We start from the raw sequence: 18,490 nt of genomic DNA, 5'->3' as shown, positions 1-18,490 counted from the left end.
AGTTACGGCGGAAATAGCGACAGGGAAACGCCCGGACCCATCCCGAACCCGGAAGCTAAGCCTGCCAGCGCCGATGATACTACCCAACCCGGGTGGAAAAGTAGGACACCGCCGAACACAACATCAGGATCACCCCCCACAATTGCGTGGGGGGTGATTCTATATGTGGCGCAAATTGCCGAATTGAATTGCACGGGAATTGCACCGGGAATTGCCGGATTTCATCCGGAAACGAGACAGGGTAGAAATAGTTACGTGGCGCAGGACAGGCATGGCAGCAGCGACGAACGGCGTCCGCGCGGTTCCGATGGCAACAGCGGACCGCGGCGGCAGCCTCGTCAGCGGATGGCGCCGCGCTCGTCCGGGCCCAACCGCGCACGCCGCAACCAGCCCGGCAACGCACCGGAGTCATCGCCCGAACGGATCGGGCCTGCATTGTCGTCGGACATCGAGGCTCGACAGCTGTCGCCGGAGGTTCGCCGCGAGCTCACCACGCTGGACCGCAACACCGCTGACTTCGTCGCACGCCACCTGGTTGCGGCCGGCGAACTCATCGACGAGGATCCCGAGGCCGCGCTCGAGCATGCCCGCGCCGCCAGGGACCGTTCCGGCCGGATCGCGGCAGTGCGCGAAGCCGTCGGCATCGCCGCCTACAGGTGCGGTGACTGGGCGCAGGCGCTCGCCGAACTGCGGGCCGCCCGCAGGCTCGGAAGCAAGTCGCCGCTGCTGCCGCTGATCGGGGACTGCGAACGCGGTCTGGGTCGTCCCGAGCGGGCGATCGAACTGGCTCGCAATCCCGAGGCCGCGGGGCTGACCGGCGACGACGCCGACGAGCTGCGCATCGTTGTGGCCGGCGCCCGCTCTGATCTGGGACAGCTGGACCAGGCGATCGCGATCCTGTCGACGCCGCAGCTCGATCGGACGCGAACCGGCCAGACCGCCGCCCGCTTGTTCTACGCCTACGCCGAGACGCTGCTTGTGCTCGACAGGAGGGAAGAAGCTCTGCAGTGGTTCATCAACGCCGCAGCCGCCGACATCGAGGGTGTGACGGACGCCGAAGAGCGCATCACGGAGCTCAGCTGACGTGACAGCCCTTGTGCAGGAACACGATTGCTTACTTCTCGACCTCGATGGCACGGTGTTCCGCGGTCACGAACCCACGCCGGGCGCCGTTGACACCCTCGCAGCGGTCACCGCTCGCACGCTCTATGTCACCAACAATGCCTCGCGGAGCCCCGACCAGGTTGCCCAGCACCTGCGCGAGATGGGATTCACCGCCGAGGCCGACAACGTCGTCACAAGTGCACAGAGCGCCGCCCGCCTGCTGGCGGAGCGCCTACCCGCCGCGGCGTCGGTCCTCGTCGTCGGCACCGAATCGCTGGCCGCGGAGATCACCAACGTCGGCCTGAAGCCGGTCCGGCTGTGGTTGGACGACCCCGTCGCCGTCGTGCAGGGACATTCGCCGGAGACCGCCTGGCCCGACCTGGCCGAAGCTGCGCTCGCCATCCGAGGGGGCGCCTTGTGGGTTGCCGCGAACGTCGACAAGACGCTGCCGTCCGAACGCGGTCTGCTCCCCGGAAACGGCTCGATGGTCGCTGCCCTGCAGACCGCGACCGACAGAGTGCCGACGGTAGCGGGCAAGCCGCAACCCACTCTGCTCAGAGATGCGTTGTCGCGTGGCAACTTTCGGGCTCCGCTGGTCGTCGGTGACCGGCTGGAAACCGACATCGCAGGCGCCAACGCCGCCGGGCTGCCCTCTCTGCTGGTGCTCAGCGGTGTCAGTACAGCCGAAGAAACTGTGCGCGCCGTGCCAGGCGAGCGGCCCGACTACATCGCCGCCGACCTACGCGGGCTGCACAGCCCTGCCGACGCCTTGCGGGTCGGGCCGCACCCGGCATGGCGCATCGAGATCGGCCCGTCGCTCGTCACCGTGCACAGCGCAGGTAGCGAACCACCCGATACCCTGACGGTGGTGCGCGCCACCGCGAATGCCGTATGGAACTCCAGCCTCGCCGGGAAGCCCTTCGAGATCGTCGCAGGCGACCACAACGCGCGCAAGGCGCTGGAGCGGTGGTCACTGTTGACGTCGGCGGAGCCCCCCATCGACTAGCGTGAACACCGACATGAGCACCGAACCTGACGAGATCCGCGCTCGGATCGCGGAGTTGCTGGCCGAGCTGCCCGACATCGAGGGACCCGGTTCGGCCGAGGTGGACATCGACAGCGTTGCCGCCCGGTTGGAGGAGGCGCATGACCTCTTGGTTCAGGCGCTGGAGTCGGTCGAGAAGGGTCCGGCTACTTCGCACACCGCGGACAGGTGACGTCACATGACGCGGCGCGCTCGCGTTGACGCCGAACTCGTTCGGCGCGGGTTGGCGCGCTCGCGGCAGCAGGCCGCCGAACTGATCGGGGCCGGTCGGGTCAGTATCGACGGCATGCCGGCGGCCAAGCCCGCCACTGCCGTCTCCCTGAATGCCTCGCTCACGGTCGACGCGGCCGGTGAACGCTCGTGGGTTTCTCGCGGGGCCCACAAGCTGCTCGGCGCGCTGGATGCCTTCGCTATCTCAGTGGCGGATACTCGCTGCCTTGACGCCGGGGCGTCGACCGGCGGATTCACCGAGGTGCTCCTCGATCGCGGCGCTCGCGAAGTGGTCGCGGTCGACGTCGGTTACGGTCAGCTCGCGTGGCCTCTGCGGTCAGACGAGCGAGTGACCGTGTTGGAACGCACCAACGTGCGTGAGCTGACCTCGGCGGCCGTCGGTGGTCCCGTCGAGCGGGTGGTCGCCGATTTGTCCTTCATCTCACTGTCGACGGTGTTGCCCGCGCTGGTTTCGTGCGCGTCGGACGACGCCGATATCGTTCCTATGGTGAAACCACAGTTCGAGGTCGGCAGGGGCCGAGTCGGCGCAGGCGGCGTGGTGTCGGACCCAGCGCTGCGCGCAGGCGCCGTGCTCTCGATCGCCCACCGCGCGGCAGAACTGAATTGGCACACCGTCGGTGTCACTGCCAGCCGGTTGCCCGGGCCCTCGGGAAACGTCGAATACTTCCTGCACCTGCGCGCCCGGCCCGAGCATCCGCTGACGGGTGACGAACTCGAACAGGCTGTGAAACTCGCCGTCGCCGAGGGGCCTCAATGACGACCGAACGCAAAATCCTGTTGGTGGTCCACACCGGCCGCGACGATGTCAGTGAGACGGCGCGCAGAGTGAAGAAAGTGCTCGGCGACAACGGCATTGGCTTGCGCGTGTTGTCCGCCGAAGCCGTCGATCACGGGGTGGTGGAGCAGACGCCCGACATGCGTGGCATCGGAGTGGACGTCGAGGTGGTCGACGCCGATGAACGCGCGGCCGAAGGGTGCGAGCTCGTCCTGGTGCTCGGAGGTGACGGAACGTTCCTGCGTGCCGCGGAGCTCGCTCGCAATGTCGAGATCCCCGTTCTGGGTGTAAATCTCGGCCGGATCGGGTTCCTCGCCGAGGCCGAGGCGGACTCCATCGACTCGGTGCTCGAGCACGTCGTTACACGCGACTACCGCGTCGAGGAGCGCATGACACTTGATGTCGTGGTGCGCTTCGAGGGCCGAATAATCGGTCGCGGGTGGGCGCTCAACGAGGCCAGTCTGGAGAAGGGTCCGCGGCTCGGCGTTCTCGGTGCCGTTCTCGAGGTCGACGGCCGTCCCGTCTCGTCGTTCGGGTGTGACGGCGTGCTGGTGGCGACCCCGACTGGTTCCACCGCGTGGGCGTTCTCTGCAGGCGGCCCGATCGTGTGGCCGGACCTTGAGGCAATCCTGGTGGTGCCCAACAACGCTCACGCATTGTTCGCACGGCCGATGGTGACCAGCCCAGACGCTGCCATCGCGATCGAGGTCGAGTCGACCGGTCATGACGCGCTAGTGTTCTGCGACGGTCGCCGCGAGATGATCGTGCCCGCAGGCGGTCGGCTCGAGGTGACGCGCTGCGGCACGCCGTTGAAGTGGGTGCGGCTGGACAGCGCGCCGTTCACCGACCGCCTGGTTCGCAAGTTCCGGCTGCCGGTCACGGGATGGCGCGGACAGTAGTGCTTTCCGAGATCCGCATCGAGTCGCTCGGCGCAATCAGCACCGCGACAGCGGAATTCGACCAGGGTCTGACCGTGCTGACCGGCGAGACCGGCACCGGCAAGACGATGGTGGTGACCGGACTGCACCTTCTCGGCGGTGCGCGGGCAGACGCCACCCGGATCCGGTCGGGCGCCGACCGCGCTGTCGTCGAAGGCCGGTTCAGCACGGTCGAACTCGGCGATGGGGTGGCCGCCCAGATCGATGAGATTCTTGACGCCTCCGGGGCGGACCGCGACGAGGACGGCAGCGTCATCGCGGCGCGCTCGGTCAGCCGTGCCGGCCCCTCGCGGGCCTACCTGGGTGGTCGCAGTGTTCCCGCGAAGTCTCTGAGCACGTTCACCACTGAACTGCTCACACTGCACGGACAAAACGACCAGTTGCGACTGATGCGCGGCGACGAGCAGCGTGCCGCGCTGGATCGCTTCGCCGACGTCGGTGCGCTGCTGCAGCGGTATCGCACAGTGCGCGAGTCGTGGCTGGCGGCGCGCCGCGACCTTGCTGAAAGAACCGCGCGGGCAAGGGAAATGGCGCAGGAGGCGGATCGGTTGAAGTTCGGCCTCGGTGAGATCGATGCCGTCGACCCCCGGCCCGGCGAGGACGACGCCCTCGTTGACGACATCAGGCGGCTCTCCGAACTCGACGCACTTCGGGAGGCCGCGCGATACGCGCGCACCGCACTTGCCGGGGCTCTCGACGACACCGCCGATGCCGCATCGGCGGCCCACGAAGTCGCCCGGTCCAAGTCGGCGCTGGAGGCCACCGACGACAACTTGTTGCGGGCGTTGGGGCAGCGGCTCGCGGAGGCGTTGGCCGTAATCGGCGACGTGTCCACCGAGCTTGGCGGCTATCTTTCCGAATTACCCAGCGATGCAAGTACTTTGGAGAACAAGCTGGCGAGGCAGGGCGAGCTGCGGGCTCTGACCCGGAAGTACGCCGCGGATATCGATGGTGTCCTGGCCTGGGCCCGCGAGTCGCGGGAGCGGCTCGCACAACTGGACGTTTCCGAGGAGACGTTGGCTGCCCTGAAGCGTCAGGTCGCGGATCTGGAAAGCGAAGTAGCAAGCGCTGCAATCGGACTCAGTAAGGCGCGTACCAAGGCGGCCAAAGGACTCGCAAAAGCGGTGACGGCCGAACTGTCCGGACTGGCGATGGCTGACGCCAACTTCACCGTCGCGGTTTCACCACTGACCGTTCGAGGGGACGACTCCGCGCCCATCACATTGCCGTCGGGTGAAACGGTGCATGCGGGATCCGACGGCGCCGACGCCGTTGAATTCGGATTCTCGGCGCATCGGGGTACCGACGTGCTGCCCCTGAACAAGAGCGCGTCCGGCGGTGAGCTGTCCCGCGTTATGCTTGCGCTCGAAGTCGTCCTCGCCGCGTCGGTCGAAGGCACGACGATGGTTTTTGACGAGGTCGACGCAGGCGTCGGCGGTCGCGCCGCAGTGCAGATCGGGCGGCGTCTGTCGCGATTGGCGCGCAGCCACCAGGTCATCGTCGTCACACACCTGCCGCAGGTCGCCGCCTATGCCGACATCCACCTCGTCGTCGACAATGCGGGCCGCGACAACGCAAGCGGCGTCCGTCGTCTCGACGACGAGGATCGGGTCGCCGAGCTTGCCCGCATGCTCGCCGGGCTCGGTGACTCGGACAGCGGCAGGGCTCATGCCCGCGAGCTGCTCAGCGCGGCTCAGGAGGACCGTGAGCAGGTGTCCTGACCTGTGACGTGTGTGACAGAAGAAACTTCTGAGGCTGGTGGTACGGCGCGCCTCCACCTCTAGTTGAGGGTTGCCGGACAGAATCGCCGATATGAAGATGTCAGCGCTGCTATCCCGCACTGCCAGCCCACGGCCGGGCATTACCGGCACGGCCCGGGTGGACCGCGACATCGATCGACTGTTACGGCGCGTCGGACCCGGAGACATTGTGGTGATCGACGCGCTGGACCTCGACCGCATCACCGCGGATGCTCTGGTCGAAGCCGAAATCGCCGCCGTGGTCAACGCATCGCCCTCGATATCCGGCCGCTACCCGAACCTCGGACCTGAGGTACTGGTCAACAACGGCGTCACCTTGATCGACGAGACCGGCCCCGAAATCTTCAAGCGCATCAAGGACGGCGCCCGGGTCCGGCTGTACGACGGCGGGGTGTATGCAGGCGACCGCAGGCTGGCCCACGGCACCGAACGCACCGACCACGAGATCCACGAACTGATGCACGAGGCCAAGAGCGGACTGGTCGCCCACCTCGAGGCTTTCGCCGGCAACACGATCGAGTTCATCCGCAGCGAGAGCCCTCTGCTCATCGACGGCATCGGCATCCCCGATATCGATGTCGATCTCCATCGCCGTCATGTCGTGATCGTGGCGGAAGAACCCGACGCGGCCTACGACCTGAAGGCACTGAAGCCGTTCATCAAGGAGTATCAGCCGGTCCTCATCGGCGTCGGCACCGGCGCGGACGTGCTGCGCAAGGGCGGCTACCGCCCACAACTGATCGTCGGCGACCCCGAACGTATCAGCGCCGAGGTGCTGCGCAGCGGCGCGCAGGTGGTGCTGCCCGCCGACGCGGACGGTCACGCGGCCGGCCTCGAGCGCATCCAGGACCTGGGAGTCGGGGCGATGACGTTTCCGGCCGCGGGATCGGCCGCCGACCTTGCCCTGCTGCTTGCCGATCACCACGGCGCCTCGCTGATCGTCACCGCCGGCCACACCGCCAGCATCGAAGAGTTCTTCGACCGCTCGCGCCAGCACAGCAATCCCTCGACCTTCCTGACCCGCCTCAAGGTGGGCGAGAAGCTGGTGGACGCCAAAGCAGTTGCCACCCTGTACCGAAGCAGGGTCTCGGGCGGAGCCATCGCCCTGCTGGTGCTCGCGATGCTCATCGCAGTGATCGTCGCGCTGTGGGTGTCGCGCGCCGACGGCGCGGTGGTCGACTGGGTCGTCGACTACTGGAATCGGTTCTCCCTGTGGGTTCAGAGCTGGGTTACTTAGGAGCTTGACGCGTGATCTCACTACGCTCACACGCGATTTCGCTTGCCGCGGTCTTTCTCGCCCTCGCCGTCGGCGTCGCCCTGGGCTCCGGACTGCTGTCCGACACGGTGCTGTCCGGCCTGCGCGACGACAAGCAGGAATTGCAGAACCAGATAGACGGCCTGACCGACCAGAAGAATGCACTGAACGAGAAGCTCAGCGCCGCCGGTGAATTCGACTCGCAGATGTCACCGCGGATTCTGCATGACTCGATAGCGGGCAAGTCCGTGGCGGTGTTTCGCACACCGGACGCCGAGGATGACGATGTCGACGCACTCACCCGCATGGTGGAGCAGGCCGGCGGCACGGTGACCGGGACCGTGTCACTGACCGAGGAGTTCGTCGACGCCAACTCCGCGGAGAAGCTTCTTTCGGTGGTGAACTCGCCCATCGTGCCCGCCGGGGCGCAGCTGAGCACCACATCGGTGGACCAGGGCTCCCAGGCCGGCGACTTGCTGGGGATCACTCTCTTGATCAACCGGGACCCCAGGGTGCCCGCCGTGAACGATCAGCAGCGGGACACCGTGCTGACCGCGCTGCGCGACACCGGGTTCCTCACCTACGCCGATCGCGTCGGCGCGGCAAACACCGCCCTGCTCGTCACCGGAGGAGGGCTAGGCGACGATGCGGGGAACAAAGGGGCCACCGTGGCCCGCTTCGCTGCGGGCCTTGCTCCCCACGGTTCGGGCACCGTCGTCGCAGGCCGCGACGGGGCCGCCTCCGGCACCGCTGCGGTAGCCGTTACCAGGTCCGACCCCGCGTTGACCTCCTCGGTCAGCACGGTCGACGACATCGACGCCGCGTCCGGGCGGATCACCACGGTCCTGGCCCTGCAAGACCTGATCAACGGTGGACGGCCCGGCCAATACGGCGACGGGCAGGGTGCAACGTCGGTGACGGTCCCCCAATAGCGGGCGCGTCCCCAACTCGCTCCTCGCGTGTGCGACGGCGCGTCAGCGACAGCTTGTCGGTGTCGGTGTTAATGTGGAGTTCCGTGGGTCGGCAGGCCCCAGTTAGCCATTTGCACGCCCTGCCCGTCGTCACGGAGGTTGCTCTTGCCAGCGCTACGCAAGCACCCGCAAACCGCCACCAAGCACCTCTTCGTCACCGGCGGTGTGGTTTCGTCTCTGGGTAAGGGCCTCACCGCGTCGAGCCTCGGGCAGTTGCTCACCGCTCGCGGTCTGCAAGTCACCATGCAGAAGCTCGACCCCTACCTCAACGTCGACCCTGGCACGATGAACCCTTTCCAGCACGGTGAGGTTTTCGTCACCGAGGACGGCGCCGAGACCGATCTCGACGTTGGGCACTACGAGCGGTTCCTCGACCGCAACCTGCCCGGCTGGGCGAATGTGACCACCGGACAGGTGTATTCGACGGTGATCGCGAAGGAGCGTCGCGGTGAGTACCTCGGCGACACCGTCCAGGTCATCCCGCACATCACCGACGAGATAAAGAGCCGCATCCTGGCAATGGCCGAACCCGACGCCGATGGCAACCGGGCCGACGTGGTGATCACCGAGATCGGCGGTACCGTCGGCGATATCGAGTCGCTCCCGTTCCTCGAGGCCGCGCGTCAGGTGCGTCATGAGGTGGGCCGCGAGAACTGCTTTTTCCTGCACTGCTCGCTGGTGCCGTTCATGGCGCCGTCGGGCGAGCTCAAGACCAAACCCACCCAGCACTCGGTCGCCGCGCTGCGCAGCATCGGTAACACCCCCGACGCGTTGATTCTGCGCTGTGACCGCGACGTGCCCGAGCCGCTGAAGAACAAGATCGCGCTGATGTGCGACGTCGACATCGACGGTGTGATCTCGACCCCGGATGCACCGTCGATTTACGACATCCCCAAAGTGCTGCACCGTGAGGAGCTCGACGCCTATGTGGTGCGGCGGCTCAACCTGCCGTTCCGCGATGTCGACTGGACGCAGTGGAACGACCTGCTGCAACGGGTGCACGAGCCTCGCGAGACCGTGCGAATTGCGCTCGTGGGCAAATACATCGACCTTTCCGACGCATACCTGTCGGTGGCTGAAGCGCTGCGTGCCGGCGGCTTCAAACACCGCGCCAAGGTGGAGATGCGGTGGGTCGCCTCCGACGACTGCGAGACCGGCAGCGGCGCCGCGGCGGTGCTCGACGACGTGCATGCCGTCTTGATCCCCGGCGGCTTCGGCATCCGGGGGATCGAAGGCAAGATCGGCGCGATCCGCTACGCGCGCAAACGCGGACTGCCGGTGCTCGGTCTGTGCCTGGGCCTGCAGTGCATCGTCATCGAGGCGGCCCGGTCCGTCGGGATCACCGGCGCGAACTCGGCGGAGTTCGATCCCGCCACCTCCGATCCCGTCATCTCCACCATGGCCGATCAGCGCGACGTCGTCGCGGGCGAGGCGGACCTCGGCGGAACGATGCGGCTCGGCGCCTACCCCGCCGTACTCGAGCCGAATTCAATTGTGGCGCAGGCGTATGGAACCACGAAGGTGTCCGAGCGACATCGGCACCGCTACGAGGTCAACAACGCCTACCGCGATCGCATTACCCAGGGCGGGCTGAGGTTCTCGGGAACGTCGCCGGACGGGCACCTGGTGGAGTTCGTCGAGTACGCCCCTGACGTCCATCCGTTCCTGGTCGGGACTCAGGCCCATCCCGAGCTGAAGAGCCGCCCCACGCGCCCCCATCCGCTGTTCGTTGCCCTCGTCGGTGCGGCGCTGGACTTCAAGGCCGCCGAGCGGTTGCCGGTGGAGATCCCCGAGCAGCGAGCCAACGGAGCCGAGCATTCGGATGACATGGAGCCCGTTCGGCAGGACGGCTCCAGGGAAAAATCCGAAGCCCGTGGCTGAACACGACTTCACCACCGTCCACTCCGAAACCCTCTACGTCGGGAAGATTTTCGCGTTACGCGCCGACGACGTACGGATGCCCGGCGGTAACATCGCCCGACGCGAAGTCATCGAGCACTACGGTGCGGTGGCCGTCGTCGCGATGGACGACGACGCCAACATCGTCATGGTCTATCAATACCGCCACGCGGTGGGCAGACGGCTGTGGGAACTGCCCGCAGGGCTGCTGGACATGGGCGGCGAGCCGCCTCACGTCTCGGCGGGACGCGAACTGGAGGAAGAGGCCGGGTTGTCCGCGCAGAACTGGCGCGTCCTGGTCGACCTCGTCAGCGCACCCGGCTTCAGCGACGAGAGCGTCCGGGTGTACCTCGCCACAGGGTTGTCCGACGTCGGCAGACCGGACGCCCACGACGAGGAGGCTGATCTGGTGGTCCGGTGGTTCTCCCTCGACGAGGCGGTGCAGATGGCCTTGAGCGGCGAGATCGTCAACAGCAGCGCGGTGAGCGGAATTCTCGCCGCACACGCCGCTCGAGGCGATTACGACTCGTTGCGGCCGGTCGACGCCGAGTGGGTAGACCGGCCGACCGCGTTCGGCCGCCGGCAGCAACAGTCATGACGACCTCGGTTCATCCCGCCCTCGACGAGCAGCTTCAGGGTTACCTCGATCACCTGACGATCGAGCGCGGCGTCGCGGCGAACACGTTGAGCTCCTACCGCCGGGATCTGCGTCGCTACGCCGAGCACCTCGGCGAGCGCGGCATCGATGATCTGAGCAAGGTCACCGAAACAGACGTGAGCGACTTCCTGGCGGCGCTGCGTCGCGGCGATACGGACAGTGGCACCGCTCCGCTGTCAGCGGTGTCGGCGGCTCGGTCCCTGATCGCGGTTCGGGGGTTGCACAAGTTCGCCGCCGCGGAGGGCGTCACCGAGCTCGACGTGGCGCGCGCCGTGAAGCCGCCGACACCCAGCAGGCGGTTGCCCAAGAGCCTGACCATCGACGAGGTGCTGGCCCTGCTGGAAGGGGCGGGCGGTGACGGTGAGGCGGACGGCCCGCTGACGCTGCGCAACCGAGCGCTACTCGAACTGCTGTATTCCACCGGCGCACGGATCTCCGAAGCCGTCGGTCTCGACATCGACGACATCGACACCCACGCCCGTTCGGTTTTGTTGCGCGGCAAGGGCGGAAAGCAGCGGCTGGTGCCGATCGGCCGTCCGGCGGTCACCGCACTCGACGCCTACCTGGTCCGAGGTCGTCCCGACTCGGCCCGACGCGGTAAGGGCACGCCAGCGATCTTCCTCAACGCACGCGGGGGACGGCTGTCGCGGCAAAGCGCGTGGCAGGTGTTGCAGGACGCCGCCGAGCGGGCCGGCATCACCGCCGCGGTGTCTCCGCACACCCTTCGGCATTCGTTCGCCACCCATCTTCTCGAGGGCGGCGCGGATGTCCGCGTGGTACAGGAACTGCTGGGACATGCGTCGGTCACCACCACGCAGATCTACACCCTTGTCACCGTGCACGCGCTGCGTGAGGTCTGGGCTGGGGCCCACCCGCGGGCGCGTTAGCGGGTGCACACCGCCAGTGACGCGGCCCGGTTCACGACACGCGGCCCATCCAGCTGTTGAAGCGCGCTTCCGGGTCATATTTTTCGCGGATCCGATCAAGCCGGGCCATGTTTCCGTCGGTGGCGAACTTCGCCGGACGGCGGCCGAGGTTCTCGTCCGCGAGACCGACTCCGCTCGAAAGGTGCGACATCGCAGCCATATTGGACCGGGGCCACTCGATGCACCGCTCGTCGTCGGCCGGGTCGTCCCATACCGCGTACAGAGCAAGATTGAACTCGTCCTCCAGTCCGTAGAACAAGGATTCCCGGGCTGCTGACGGGCTCCAATTGAACATCAGGAAGTGCGATGGTGGCGGCGGCATGGTGTCGATGATGCGATGGATGCCGGGGAGAAGCTCCTCGGCGGACGCCGACGTCCACATGTTGTCGGCGACGTAACGATGACCGCTCGGATAGTTGCTCATGATGGCGCCGTACCACCCGGCCAGGTCCGTCGTCGCATACGGAACCCTTACCAACGACTGGTCGACCACCGGACATGTGCCCAGGATCGACAGAGCCTCCGTCGCCTCCTCTTCGGACTGAGCGAAGACCGGCGATGCCACGACCATGCTCGGGCGATCGAGCCCCAGCGCTGGGAGATTGCGCGAGGTGATTATCTGGAGTTCGACACGATCGTCGATCTGTGGGCTGATGGAACGTGCCCAGGTGAACACTTCGTCGGCAACTTCGACAGGGTAGATGTACAGGCAGCTGCCGCAGACGGGCGGTCGTGGGTGGAGCCGTAGGTGGAAGGCGGTGACCACGGCGAAGAATCCCGGGCCCGAACCGCGTGCCGCCCAATAGAGATCCTCGTTGTTTTCGCCGTCACAGAAGAATTGTTCGCCTTCGGCGGTGACGACGTCGATTCCGATCACGCTCTCGCACGCCGGTCCGATCGATCGGCTGTTCCAGCCGTAGCCACCCTGCAGGAGATATCCACCGATACAGATACCTTCGCAGTGACCGGCGGGAAAGAACAGTCCCTGACTGTCGAGTTCGGCCGCAAGGACGCTGCCGATCTTTCCAGGGCCGACGACGGCGACCATACGTTCCGCGTCGACAGCGCAGTGGTCGATGCGGCTGACGTCCAGGAGCAGCCCCCCATCGCGGAGGTGGCTCGCTGCCCAACTGTGACCGCCCGAACAGACGCTGATCCGATGCCCATCACGATTGGCTTGGCGGACGGCGGCCACCACATCCTCGACGCCTTCGGCTTGCACGATGACGTCGGGAAACCGGTTCGGCACCAGCCCATTCCAGACGGTGGCGCGCCGCGCTTCCTCGTACGCTTCGGAATCGCGTAGGTACTGTCGCCCTGACGGAAGTGACACCATGAACTCGAACCCCCAGAAATTCGGCTGGATTGCTGCCAGATCGGGAATCTAGCGTAATTGTGGCGTTGTGTAGCGGTCACCGGTGAAATCCGACCGCTTGACGCGTCTTAGGGTATCCGCCGTAGCGAACTCCCGACTGCCGACCGAGAATCTCGGCCGCCCCTGCGCGGCGGGCAGGTGCTGGTCTGTTCGAGTCGTTCGCCCCACTTGCCCTCGCCGGCGATCGTTGGCCACGTATTTCGCAGCGGCCGTGTCGAATAGATCCAGCCGTATCGTCATCCCAAGTACTCGGATTCCATGAGTTTGTCGGGCAGGAGGGCCTGATATTCGCCGTGCGTCCGGTGCTCGATGCTCCTCCAGTGTTGGTCCTGCTGCTCGCGCATGTAGGCCCGGTAATCCGGGGCGCCCGGTATTTTCATGTTGTCTGCCATCACGATCGACCCGGGATGCAGCCAATCCTTATCAAGAATGATTCGCAAATCCGCCAGGTAGGCCGCCTTATCGTGATCGATGAAGACGAAATCCACAGAGCCGCGACGAAATCCATGCAGGTTAACTAGAGCGTCGAGGGTTGCGCCGCCGTCGCCGATCGTGCCGACCACGCAAGTGATGCGATCCACCACGCCGGCGTGGGCCCAGATTCGATGCGCGTTGTGGGCGTTGGCGGCGGCGAGTTCAACCGAATACACCCGCGCTCGCGGAGCGACGCGCGCAATCCTCAACGCGCTATAACCGCAGTAGGTGCCCAGTTCGAGGACCCGAGAGGGGTCAACGCGACGGACGGCGGCGTCAAGTAGCTCACCCTTCTCGTCGCCGATGTTGATGAGGAACGACTTGGTGTACGCGAAGCGGTCAATGGCAGACAGAACATCGTCGACGTCCCCCGGCCGAGCATTCGCCACGACATAGTCCGCGACAGCCGCTTCGCGGCCATCACCGATCTGGCCTGTCTTCGGAATGTTGTGCTGTCCAAACACCATGCGCCAGAACGACCACCTCAGGAATGGCGCCGATCTCTGCCAAGTCACAGTGCGAGGCTCATCGGTCGTTCTCGTGAGACAGACTGGGCCGCCGGGGGTGCGCCGCCGCGTCGGCAGGGGCCCGACGATGGGCCGAGTCAAGACGATTGACCACCGTGAGATTGATTTCGCGAGCCGGCGCGACCGCGATTCCACGCGCCACGCCGCGCGGCGGAGCCGCGGAACGCTCCCGCGCGGGCATCTCCAGCTCGAGAGTGCGAAGGATGGTCCCGGTTATCACGGCCAGTTCCGAAGCCGCGAAGGCGGCGCCGATGCATCGCCGGTTCCCGCCGCCGAACGGGGCAAACTCGAACGGTGAGATCCGCTTGTCGAGGAACCGTTCAGGGGCGAAGTTGTCGGGCTCTGACCAGATCGCCGGATTGAAATGCAATGCGTACAAGGCGATACCCACGACTCGCCCGGTCGGGTACTCGATATCACAGATGCTCAGCGGGCTCGTCAACCGCCGCAGCACAATGGGCACCGGCGGGTGCATTCGCTGGCTCTCTTTGATCACCGCTCCGAGGAACGGCAGCGCCGCCATCTCAATCGGTGACGGGCAATCGGCCAACTCGGCGATCAACCGTTCTCTCACCGAATCGTCGCGGTAGATGTGGTAGAGCGCCCATGCCAGCGATGAAGCCGTCGTCTCATGACCTGCCGCCAGCAGTGTTCTCAACTGATCGTGCATCTCCTGCACGGTGCGGCCACGACCGTCCTCGTCGGTTGTCGAGAGCAACACATCGAGCATGTCGGGGCCGTCGAGTCCGCGCTTGCGACGGGCCGCCATGTCGTCGGACAACAACTGATCGAGGTGATCGCGCAGGCGAACCAACCGCCCCCACGGACCACGGCCCCCGAACTCCCGGCGCAGGGCGGGCATCAGCATCAGCGGCGCTGTATTCGCTCGCAGCAGTTCCTTGATGGCGTCGCCGTATTGACGTCGCCGACCCGGCTCGGCCACGCTGAAGACCACGCGGATGGCGATGTGAAGGGCGATCTCGACGGCGAGCTGGTAGGCGGGCACCGACTGGCCGGGCCGTAGCGAGCGAATCTCCTCGGACGTCGCCGATGCAAAGGTATCGGCATAGCTCTTGATGCGGTCGCCGTGGAAGGCGGGCATTAGCAGTCCGCGCTCGCGGCGATGCTTCTCGCCTGACAACAAGATCAGGGATTCCGATCCGACGACAGGTTCGATCGGGTTGGGCAGGGGAGCGCGCGACGCCGCGGCGGGTGCACTGAAAATATCCCGGGCTGCGGCTGCGGTCCCGAAGAAGACGACCTCGCCGAGCCCGGGAAATCGCAGCGTAAACGGGCCGGCATCGGTTGCATGGCGGCGGAAGAAGCCCACGGGGTCCACGCCCGCTGCCATGGCCCGCCCGAGACCTAGAGCTGTCGACGAAACGGTCATGACGAAAACCCATTCAATCGATTTGCCGATGCGCCGGGTACCGATTCCTTCGTTTCCGTCAATAAGTGGTTCTCTTTAGCTGAGCAGGCTGCAGACCATTCGACTGGCCGTAGCTGAGCAAAAGGTCGCTGACGAAAACCACTGTGCCATTGCGTGGTGGCATGAAAGAAAGATTTGCTCTCTTTCCATATCGGCGCGCGAAATCGGTGGGCGCGGCCGTGCACTGCCGGCTGTGAGCCGCCGAGCCGGCGTAAGGCCGGTTTGCGCAGGTCCACGTCGCGGCCCCTATCAGTGCGTCGCTGTCGATTGCTCCGCTGCAGCGCTCGTCGGCACACCGCTTCTTGGATTGAAAAGTCCGACGCCGAATTATCATTCCGCCCAACAAAAAACACTTTGTTAGGTCGACAATATTGTTTATTTATCGCATTTCGTGGATAAGTAACATTATTGTCATTAACAAGGTGGCGGTCGCTGCAAATAAAGTTACCCCGCTCAGAAAGAATTGCGCGCATACCTGCTGGATTGGTCATGCCACCCCCTTCACTCGAGCTGGTGACAGTCCAAACGGGTGACGTGCCCCACAGTTCAAAAGTTTGCGTGCTCGAGCCTGGCACAAGTTGCCAGACTTGACAACGGTCGACCGATGAGCGCGTTCCCAGAAACGCCCGTGGTGCTGCCGAGTGCCGTCTGCCCTTGCCCGATACCGGGGCTCGTAAACACTCCATGACGGCAGGTCATGCGCGGGGCATCCGGCACGCGACTGTGCCGGCCAGGTCGGATTCCGTGTTCGATATTAGTTGGTTGTAGACCTTAATGACCCTGGAAAGCGCACTCTTCGGTATACCTCACGGGTGTGATTCGTAGGCCCGGCGTCGTGTCGCCCCGATCGGCCGGCCCCGCCGTCTGCACTCCATGCGACCCGCCGAAGGGGACCGACGGCCGGGCTGTCGCCTGCCGATGCATGGGCAACGGAGATTGAGGCCGCCACGGGTTCGTTGCTGGCGTTGCTGATTTTCGGAGGTTACTCGTCAGTTACGTTTGCCTCGGCTGCTCAAATTGCCTGCTAGCAAGGCCGCGTTTACCCGCCCGTGGCGGTAACTTTGTTGCAAACGAAACAAATATTGTTGATTACGGAAGAATCTCGTTCCGACAACGTACAAATGTCAAAGATTTGCCGGTCGCCGTTGTAGTGTTTGCCTCTCAAGAGCTGAAAGACCGCATTCAGTGTTGAATCGCTTGGGGTGTGTGGGGGTGCCAAATGGTGGTACATAAACAAGACGCGTGTACGGCCTCGTCAGCCAATGATCGGGTCGTCGATCACATCGTCGCTGTTTTAGCGGCCGAAGGAGTTAGCCACATCTTCGGCGTTGACGGCGCCAACATCGAGGATCTCTACGACGCGGCGTACTTCCGCGACGACATCACCGCGGTACTCGCCAAGCACGAATTCTCCGCGGCCACAATGGCCGACGGATTCAGCCGTAGCGGCGCTGGACTAGGCGTCGCCATGGCGACTTCCGGTGGCGGGTCGTTGAACCTGATTCCTGCTCTAGGGGAATCACTGGCCAGTCGAGTGCCTGTACTGGCACTCGTCGGTCAGCCCGCTACTGCACTCGACGGCCGAGGAAGTTTCCAGGACACGAGTGGTCGAAACGGGTCTTTGAACGCAGAGGCATTGTTCTCGGCGGTGTCGGTCTTCTGCGAACGTGTCCTGGCGCCTGCTGACATCCTCGATGCACTTCCCAGGGCGATCAAGGCAGCGCGATCAGGCGGCCCAGCGGTTCTGCTGTTGCCCAAAGATGTACAGCAGGCGAATGTCGCCGTCAGTGGTCGGAACGGCCACGGTCGCGTCCAACACAATTGGGTGCAGCCTCAGATCGGCGACCCGCATCCGATCGCTCGGGCTCTTCGCTCCGCGCACGGCCCGGTGACGATCATCGCCGGGGAACAGGTTGCTCGCGACGATGCGCGACTGGAACTGGAGCAACTCCGGGCGCTCCTGCGTGCCAGGGTCGCGTGTATTCCCGATGCGAAGGACGCCGCAGGCACGCCCGGTTACGGGTCGTCGTCAGCGCTCGGGGTAACCGGCGTGATGGGGCATCCCGGAGCCATCGACGCCATCAAGACAAGCGCAGTCTGTCTGCTGGTGGGCACACGGATGTCGATGACCGCCCGGGCCGGCCTGGACGAGCCGCTGGGGCGCTGCCGAACGCTGTCGATCGGCTCGGCTGCGCCATATCTGCCGTGCACCCATGTTCACACCGACGACCTGCGCACCTCTCTGGCAAAGCTCACCCGGTCGTTGTCGGGACTCGGCCGGCCGCGCGGCTTGCGTGTTCCCGACCGCGTGCCGCGAACTGAGCTGGAACCCCCGCCCTACGAGGGCAAGGGTGTGCGTTACCGGGACGCGATGGGCGTCCTCGACCTGGCTCTGCCTGATGAGGTCAACGTCGTCGTCGATGCCGGGAACGCCGGAGCAGCCGCGATCCACTACCTTCCCGTCCGGCGAGGAGGCCGGTTCATCGTGGCGCTCGGCATGGGAGGTATGGGTTACAGCTTCGGCGCCGGTATCGGGATGGCCTTCGCTCGCCGCCAACGCACCGTCGTCATCGCCGGTGACGGTTCCTTCTATATGCACGGCATGGAAATGCACACGGCCATTCAGTATGGGCTGCCGGTCACGTTCGTCCTGTTCAACAACAACGCCCACGGGATGTGCGTGACCCGCGAACAGCTCTATTACGACGACATATACAGCTACAACCGGTTCCGGCCGAGCCACCTCGGCGCGGGGCTGGCTGCGATGTTCCCGGACCTGTCCGCCGTCGAGGTTTCCGACATCCGGGCCCTTCCGGCCGCATTGGCCGGCGCACTTGACGCAGACGGTCCATCGGTGGTCAGCGTCGAATGCTCGGCGGACGAAATCCCGCCCTTCGCACCATTTCTCGGAACTAACAAGCCCGTAGCCCAGAGCAGCAGCCAATCAACCCCAGAGGAGCGAAGGTTCCATGTCCCTGCCAGCGCTTGAAGATATCGCGGCTCGCGAATCCAGCAACGATCCGATCGAGGGTGTGATTCGGATTGAGACCTCGCCGCGGGAGAAGGCCACGCCGGTCATCTTGGACATGATGCGGTCGGTGTATCCGCATGAGCAGGTGTTCG

At 65.4% G+C, this 18,490-nt stretch carries 16 protein-coding genes, 1 rRNA gene and 1 pseudogene; 14 read left to right on the top strand and 4 right to left on the bottom strand.

Translation table 11 applies throughout. From position 1 onward, the window contains the following. Positions 1-3 precede the first annotated feature (3 nt). The 12 genes from rrf to xerD all read left to right on the top strand — a co-directional run bounded on the left by rrf (position 4) and on the right by xerD (position 11,523). Positions 4-117: ribosomal RNA gene (rrf, locus tag QOC76_RS02960) — 5S ribosomal RNA — on the top strand. Between the two features lie 138 nt (positions 118-255). After that, a complete protein-coding gene (locus QOC76_RS02955; protein WP_526354002.1) occupies positions 256-1,083 on the top strand; it encodes a tetratricopeptide repeat protein in 828 nt (275 codons plus the stop codon). A 1-nt stretch (position 1,084) separates the two neighbouring features. Continuing rightward, positions 1,085-2,110: an HAD-IIA family hydrolase gene (locus QOC76_RS02950; protein ID WP_526354000.1), complete on the top strand. Its 1,026-nt coding sequence runs from the start codon at positions 1,085-1,087 to the stop codon at positions 2,108-2,110. A gap of 13 nt (positions 2,111-2,123) precedes the next feature. Beyond that, the gene (locus tag QOC76_RS02945; RefSeq protein ID WP_526353998.1) at positions 2,124-2,321 is read left to right on the top strand and encodes a hypothetical protein; all 198 of its coding nucleotides are present in this window, start codon (positions 2,124-2,126) and stop codon (positions 2,319-2,321) included. A gap of 6 nt (positions 2,322-2,327) precedes the next feature. Next, positions 2,328-3,137 (top strand): TlyA family RNA methyltransferase, encoded by an 810-nt coding sequence (locus QOC76_RS02940; protein ID WP_526353996.1) that lies wholly within the window; start codon positions 2,328-2,330, stop codon positions 3,135-3,137. After that, on the top strand, positions 3,134-4,054 hold the full coding sequence (locus QOC76_RS02935; RefSeq protein WP_526353994.1) for an NAD kinase: 921 nt from the start codon (positions 3,134-3,136) through the stop codon (positions 4,052-4,054). Before QOC76_RS02940 ends, QOC76_RS02935 begins: the two co-directional genes overlap by 4 nt. Then, complete coding sequence (gene recN, locus QOC76_RS02930) at positions 4,054-5,814, top strand: DNA repair protein RecN (RefSeq protein ID WP_526354004.1); 1,761 nt, start codon at positions 4,054-4,056, stop codon at positions 5,812-5,814. Before QOC76_RS02935 ends, recN begins: the two co-directional genes overlap by 1 nt. Before the next feature lie 91 nt (positions 5,815-5,905). After that, positions 5,906-7,090, top strand: a complete 1,185-nt coding sequence (gene steA, locus QOC76_RS02925) for a putative cytokinetic ring protein SteA (protein WP_526353992.1) — start codon at positions 5,906-5,908, stop codon at positions 7,088-7,090. Between the two features lie 11 nt (positions 7,091-7,101). Then, entirely contained in the window at positions 7,102-8,040 is a 939-nt protein-coding gene (locus QOC76_RS02920; protein WP_526353990.1) for a copper transporter, read from the top strand. Positions 8,041-8,184: 144 nt separating this feature from the next. After that, a complete protein-coding gene (gene pyrG, locus QOC76_RS02915) occupies positions 8,185-9,960 on the top strand; it encodes a CTP synthase (protein WP_526353988.1) in 1,776 nt (591 codons plus the stop codon). Next, complete coding sequence (locus QOC76_RS02910) at positions 9,953-10,576, top strand: NUDIX domain-containing protein (RefSeq protein WP_526353986.1); 624 nt, start codon at positions 9,953-9,955, stop codon at positions 10,574-10,576. Before pyrG ends, QOC76_RS02910 begins: the two co-directional genes overlap by 8 nt. After that, positions 10,573-11,523, top strand: coding sequence for a site-specific tyrosine recombinase XerD (gene xerD / locus QOC76_RS02905; RefSeq protein ID WP_526353984.1), 951 nt, complete (start codon positions 10,573-10,575; stop codon positions 11,521-11,523). The genes QOC76_RS02910 and xerD overlap by 4 nt, the downstream gene beginning before the upstream one ends. 31 nt (positions 11,524-11,554) lie before the next feature. Here xerD and QOC76_RS02900 read toward each other — a convergent pair whose 3' ends face one another. From QOC76_RS02900 to QOC76_RS02885, 4 genes are all read right to left on the bottom strand, one after another. Next, positions 11,555-12,898 (bottom strand): FAD-binding oxidoreductase, encoded by a 1,344-nt coding sequence (locus QOC76_RS02900; protein ID WP_526353982.1) that lies wholly within the window; start codon positions 12,896-12,898, stop codon positions 11,555-11,557. A 275-nt stretch (positions 12,899-13,173) separates the two neighbouring features. Beyond that, positions 13,174-13,878 carry an O-methyltransferase gene (locus QOC76_RS02895; RefSeq protein ID WP_526353980.1) on the bottom strand — a complete coding sequence of 235 codons (705 nt, stop codon included), beginning with the start codon at positions 13,876-13,878 and terminating at the stop codon, positions 13,174-13,176. A 58-nt stretch (positions 13,879-13,936) separates the two neighbouring features. Further along, a complete protein-coding gene (locus tag QOC76_RS02890; protein WP_526353978.1) occupies positions 13,937-15,328 on the bottom strand; it encodes a cytochrome P450 in 1,392 nt (463 codons plus the stop codon). Then, on the bottom strand, positions 15,325-15,858 hold the full coding sequence (locus QOC76_RS02885; protein ID WP_526353976.1) for a hypothetical protein: 534 nt from the start codon (positions 15,856-15,858) through the stop codon (positions 15,325-15,327). The genes QOC76_RS02890 and QOC76_RS02885 overlap by 4 nt, the downstream gene beginning before the upstream one ends. Positions 15,859-16,586: 728 nt before the next feature. Between QOC76_RS02885 and QOC76_RS02880 the strand changes: the two genes are divergently transcribed. Both QOC76_RS02880 and QOC76_RS02875 read left to right on the top strand, forming a co-directional pair. Next, positions 16,587-18,356 (top strand): thiamine pyrophosphate-binding protein, encoded by a 1,770-nt coding sequence (locus tag QOC76_RS02880; RefSeq protein WP_526353974.1) that lies wholly within the window; start codon positions 16,587-16,589, stop codon positions 18,354-18,356. After that, positions 18,337-18,490, top strand: a pseudogene (locus QOC76_RS02875) (SRPBCC family protein); the annotation flags it as partial. The gene QOC76_RS02880 and the pseudogene QOC76_RS02875, both read left to right, overlap by 20 nt.

Source organism: Mycobacterium sp. (assembly GCF_032159565.1).
GTDB lineage: Bacteria > Actinomycetota > Actinomycetes > Mycobacteriales > Mycobacteriaceae > Mycobacterium.
Note: the sequence above shows the minus strand (reverse complement) of the source record. Positions and strands in the feature narration are given on the sequence as shown.

Bases quoted from the DNA above. Each gene is read 5' to 3' on its own strand.
- QOC76_RS02945 (WP_526353998.1), top strand. From the start codon at position 2,124: ATGAGCACCGAACCTGACGAGATCCGCGCTCGGATCGCGGAGTTGCTG.
- QOC76_RS02940 (WP_526353996.1), top strand. From the start codon at position 2,328: ATGACGCGGCGCGCTCGCGTTGACGCCGAACTCGTTCGGCGCGGGTTG.
- QOC76_RS02935 (WP_526353994.1), top strand. From the start codon at position 3,134: ATGACGACCGAACGCAAAATCCTGTTGGTGGTCCACACCGGCCGCGAC.
- steA (WP_526353992.1), top strand. From the start codon at position 5,906: ATGAAGATGTCAGCGCTGCTATCCCGCACTGCCAGCCCACGGCCGGGC.
- xerD (WP_526353984.1), top strand. From the start codon at position 10,573: ATGACGACCTCGGTTCATCCCGCCCTCGACGAGCAGCTTCAGGGTTAC.
- QOC76_RS02900 (WP_526353982.1), bottom strand. From the start codon at position 12,898: ATGGTGTCACTTCCGTCAGGGCGACAGTACCTACGCGATTCCGAAGCG.
- QOC76_RS02895 (WP_526353980.1), bottom strand. From the start codon at position 13,878: ATGGTGTTTGGACAGCACAACATTCCGAAGACAGGCCAGATCGGTGAT.
- QOC76_RS02890 (WP_526353978.1), bottom strand. From the start codon at position 15,328: ATGACCGTTTCGTCGACAGCTCTAGGTCTCGGGCGGGCCATGGCAGCG.
- QOC76_RS02885 (WP_526353976.1), bottom strand. From the start codon at position 15,858: ATGACCAATCCAGCAGGTATGCGCGCAATTCTTTCTGAGCGGGGTAAC.
- QOC76_RS02880 (WP_526353974.1), top strand. From the start codon at position 16,587: ATGGTGGTACATAAACAAGACGCGTGTACGGCCTCGTCAGCCAATGAT.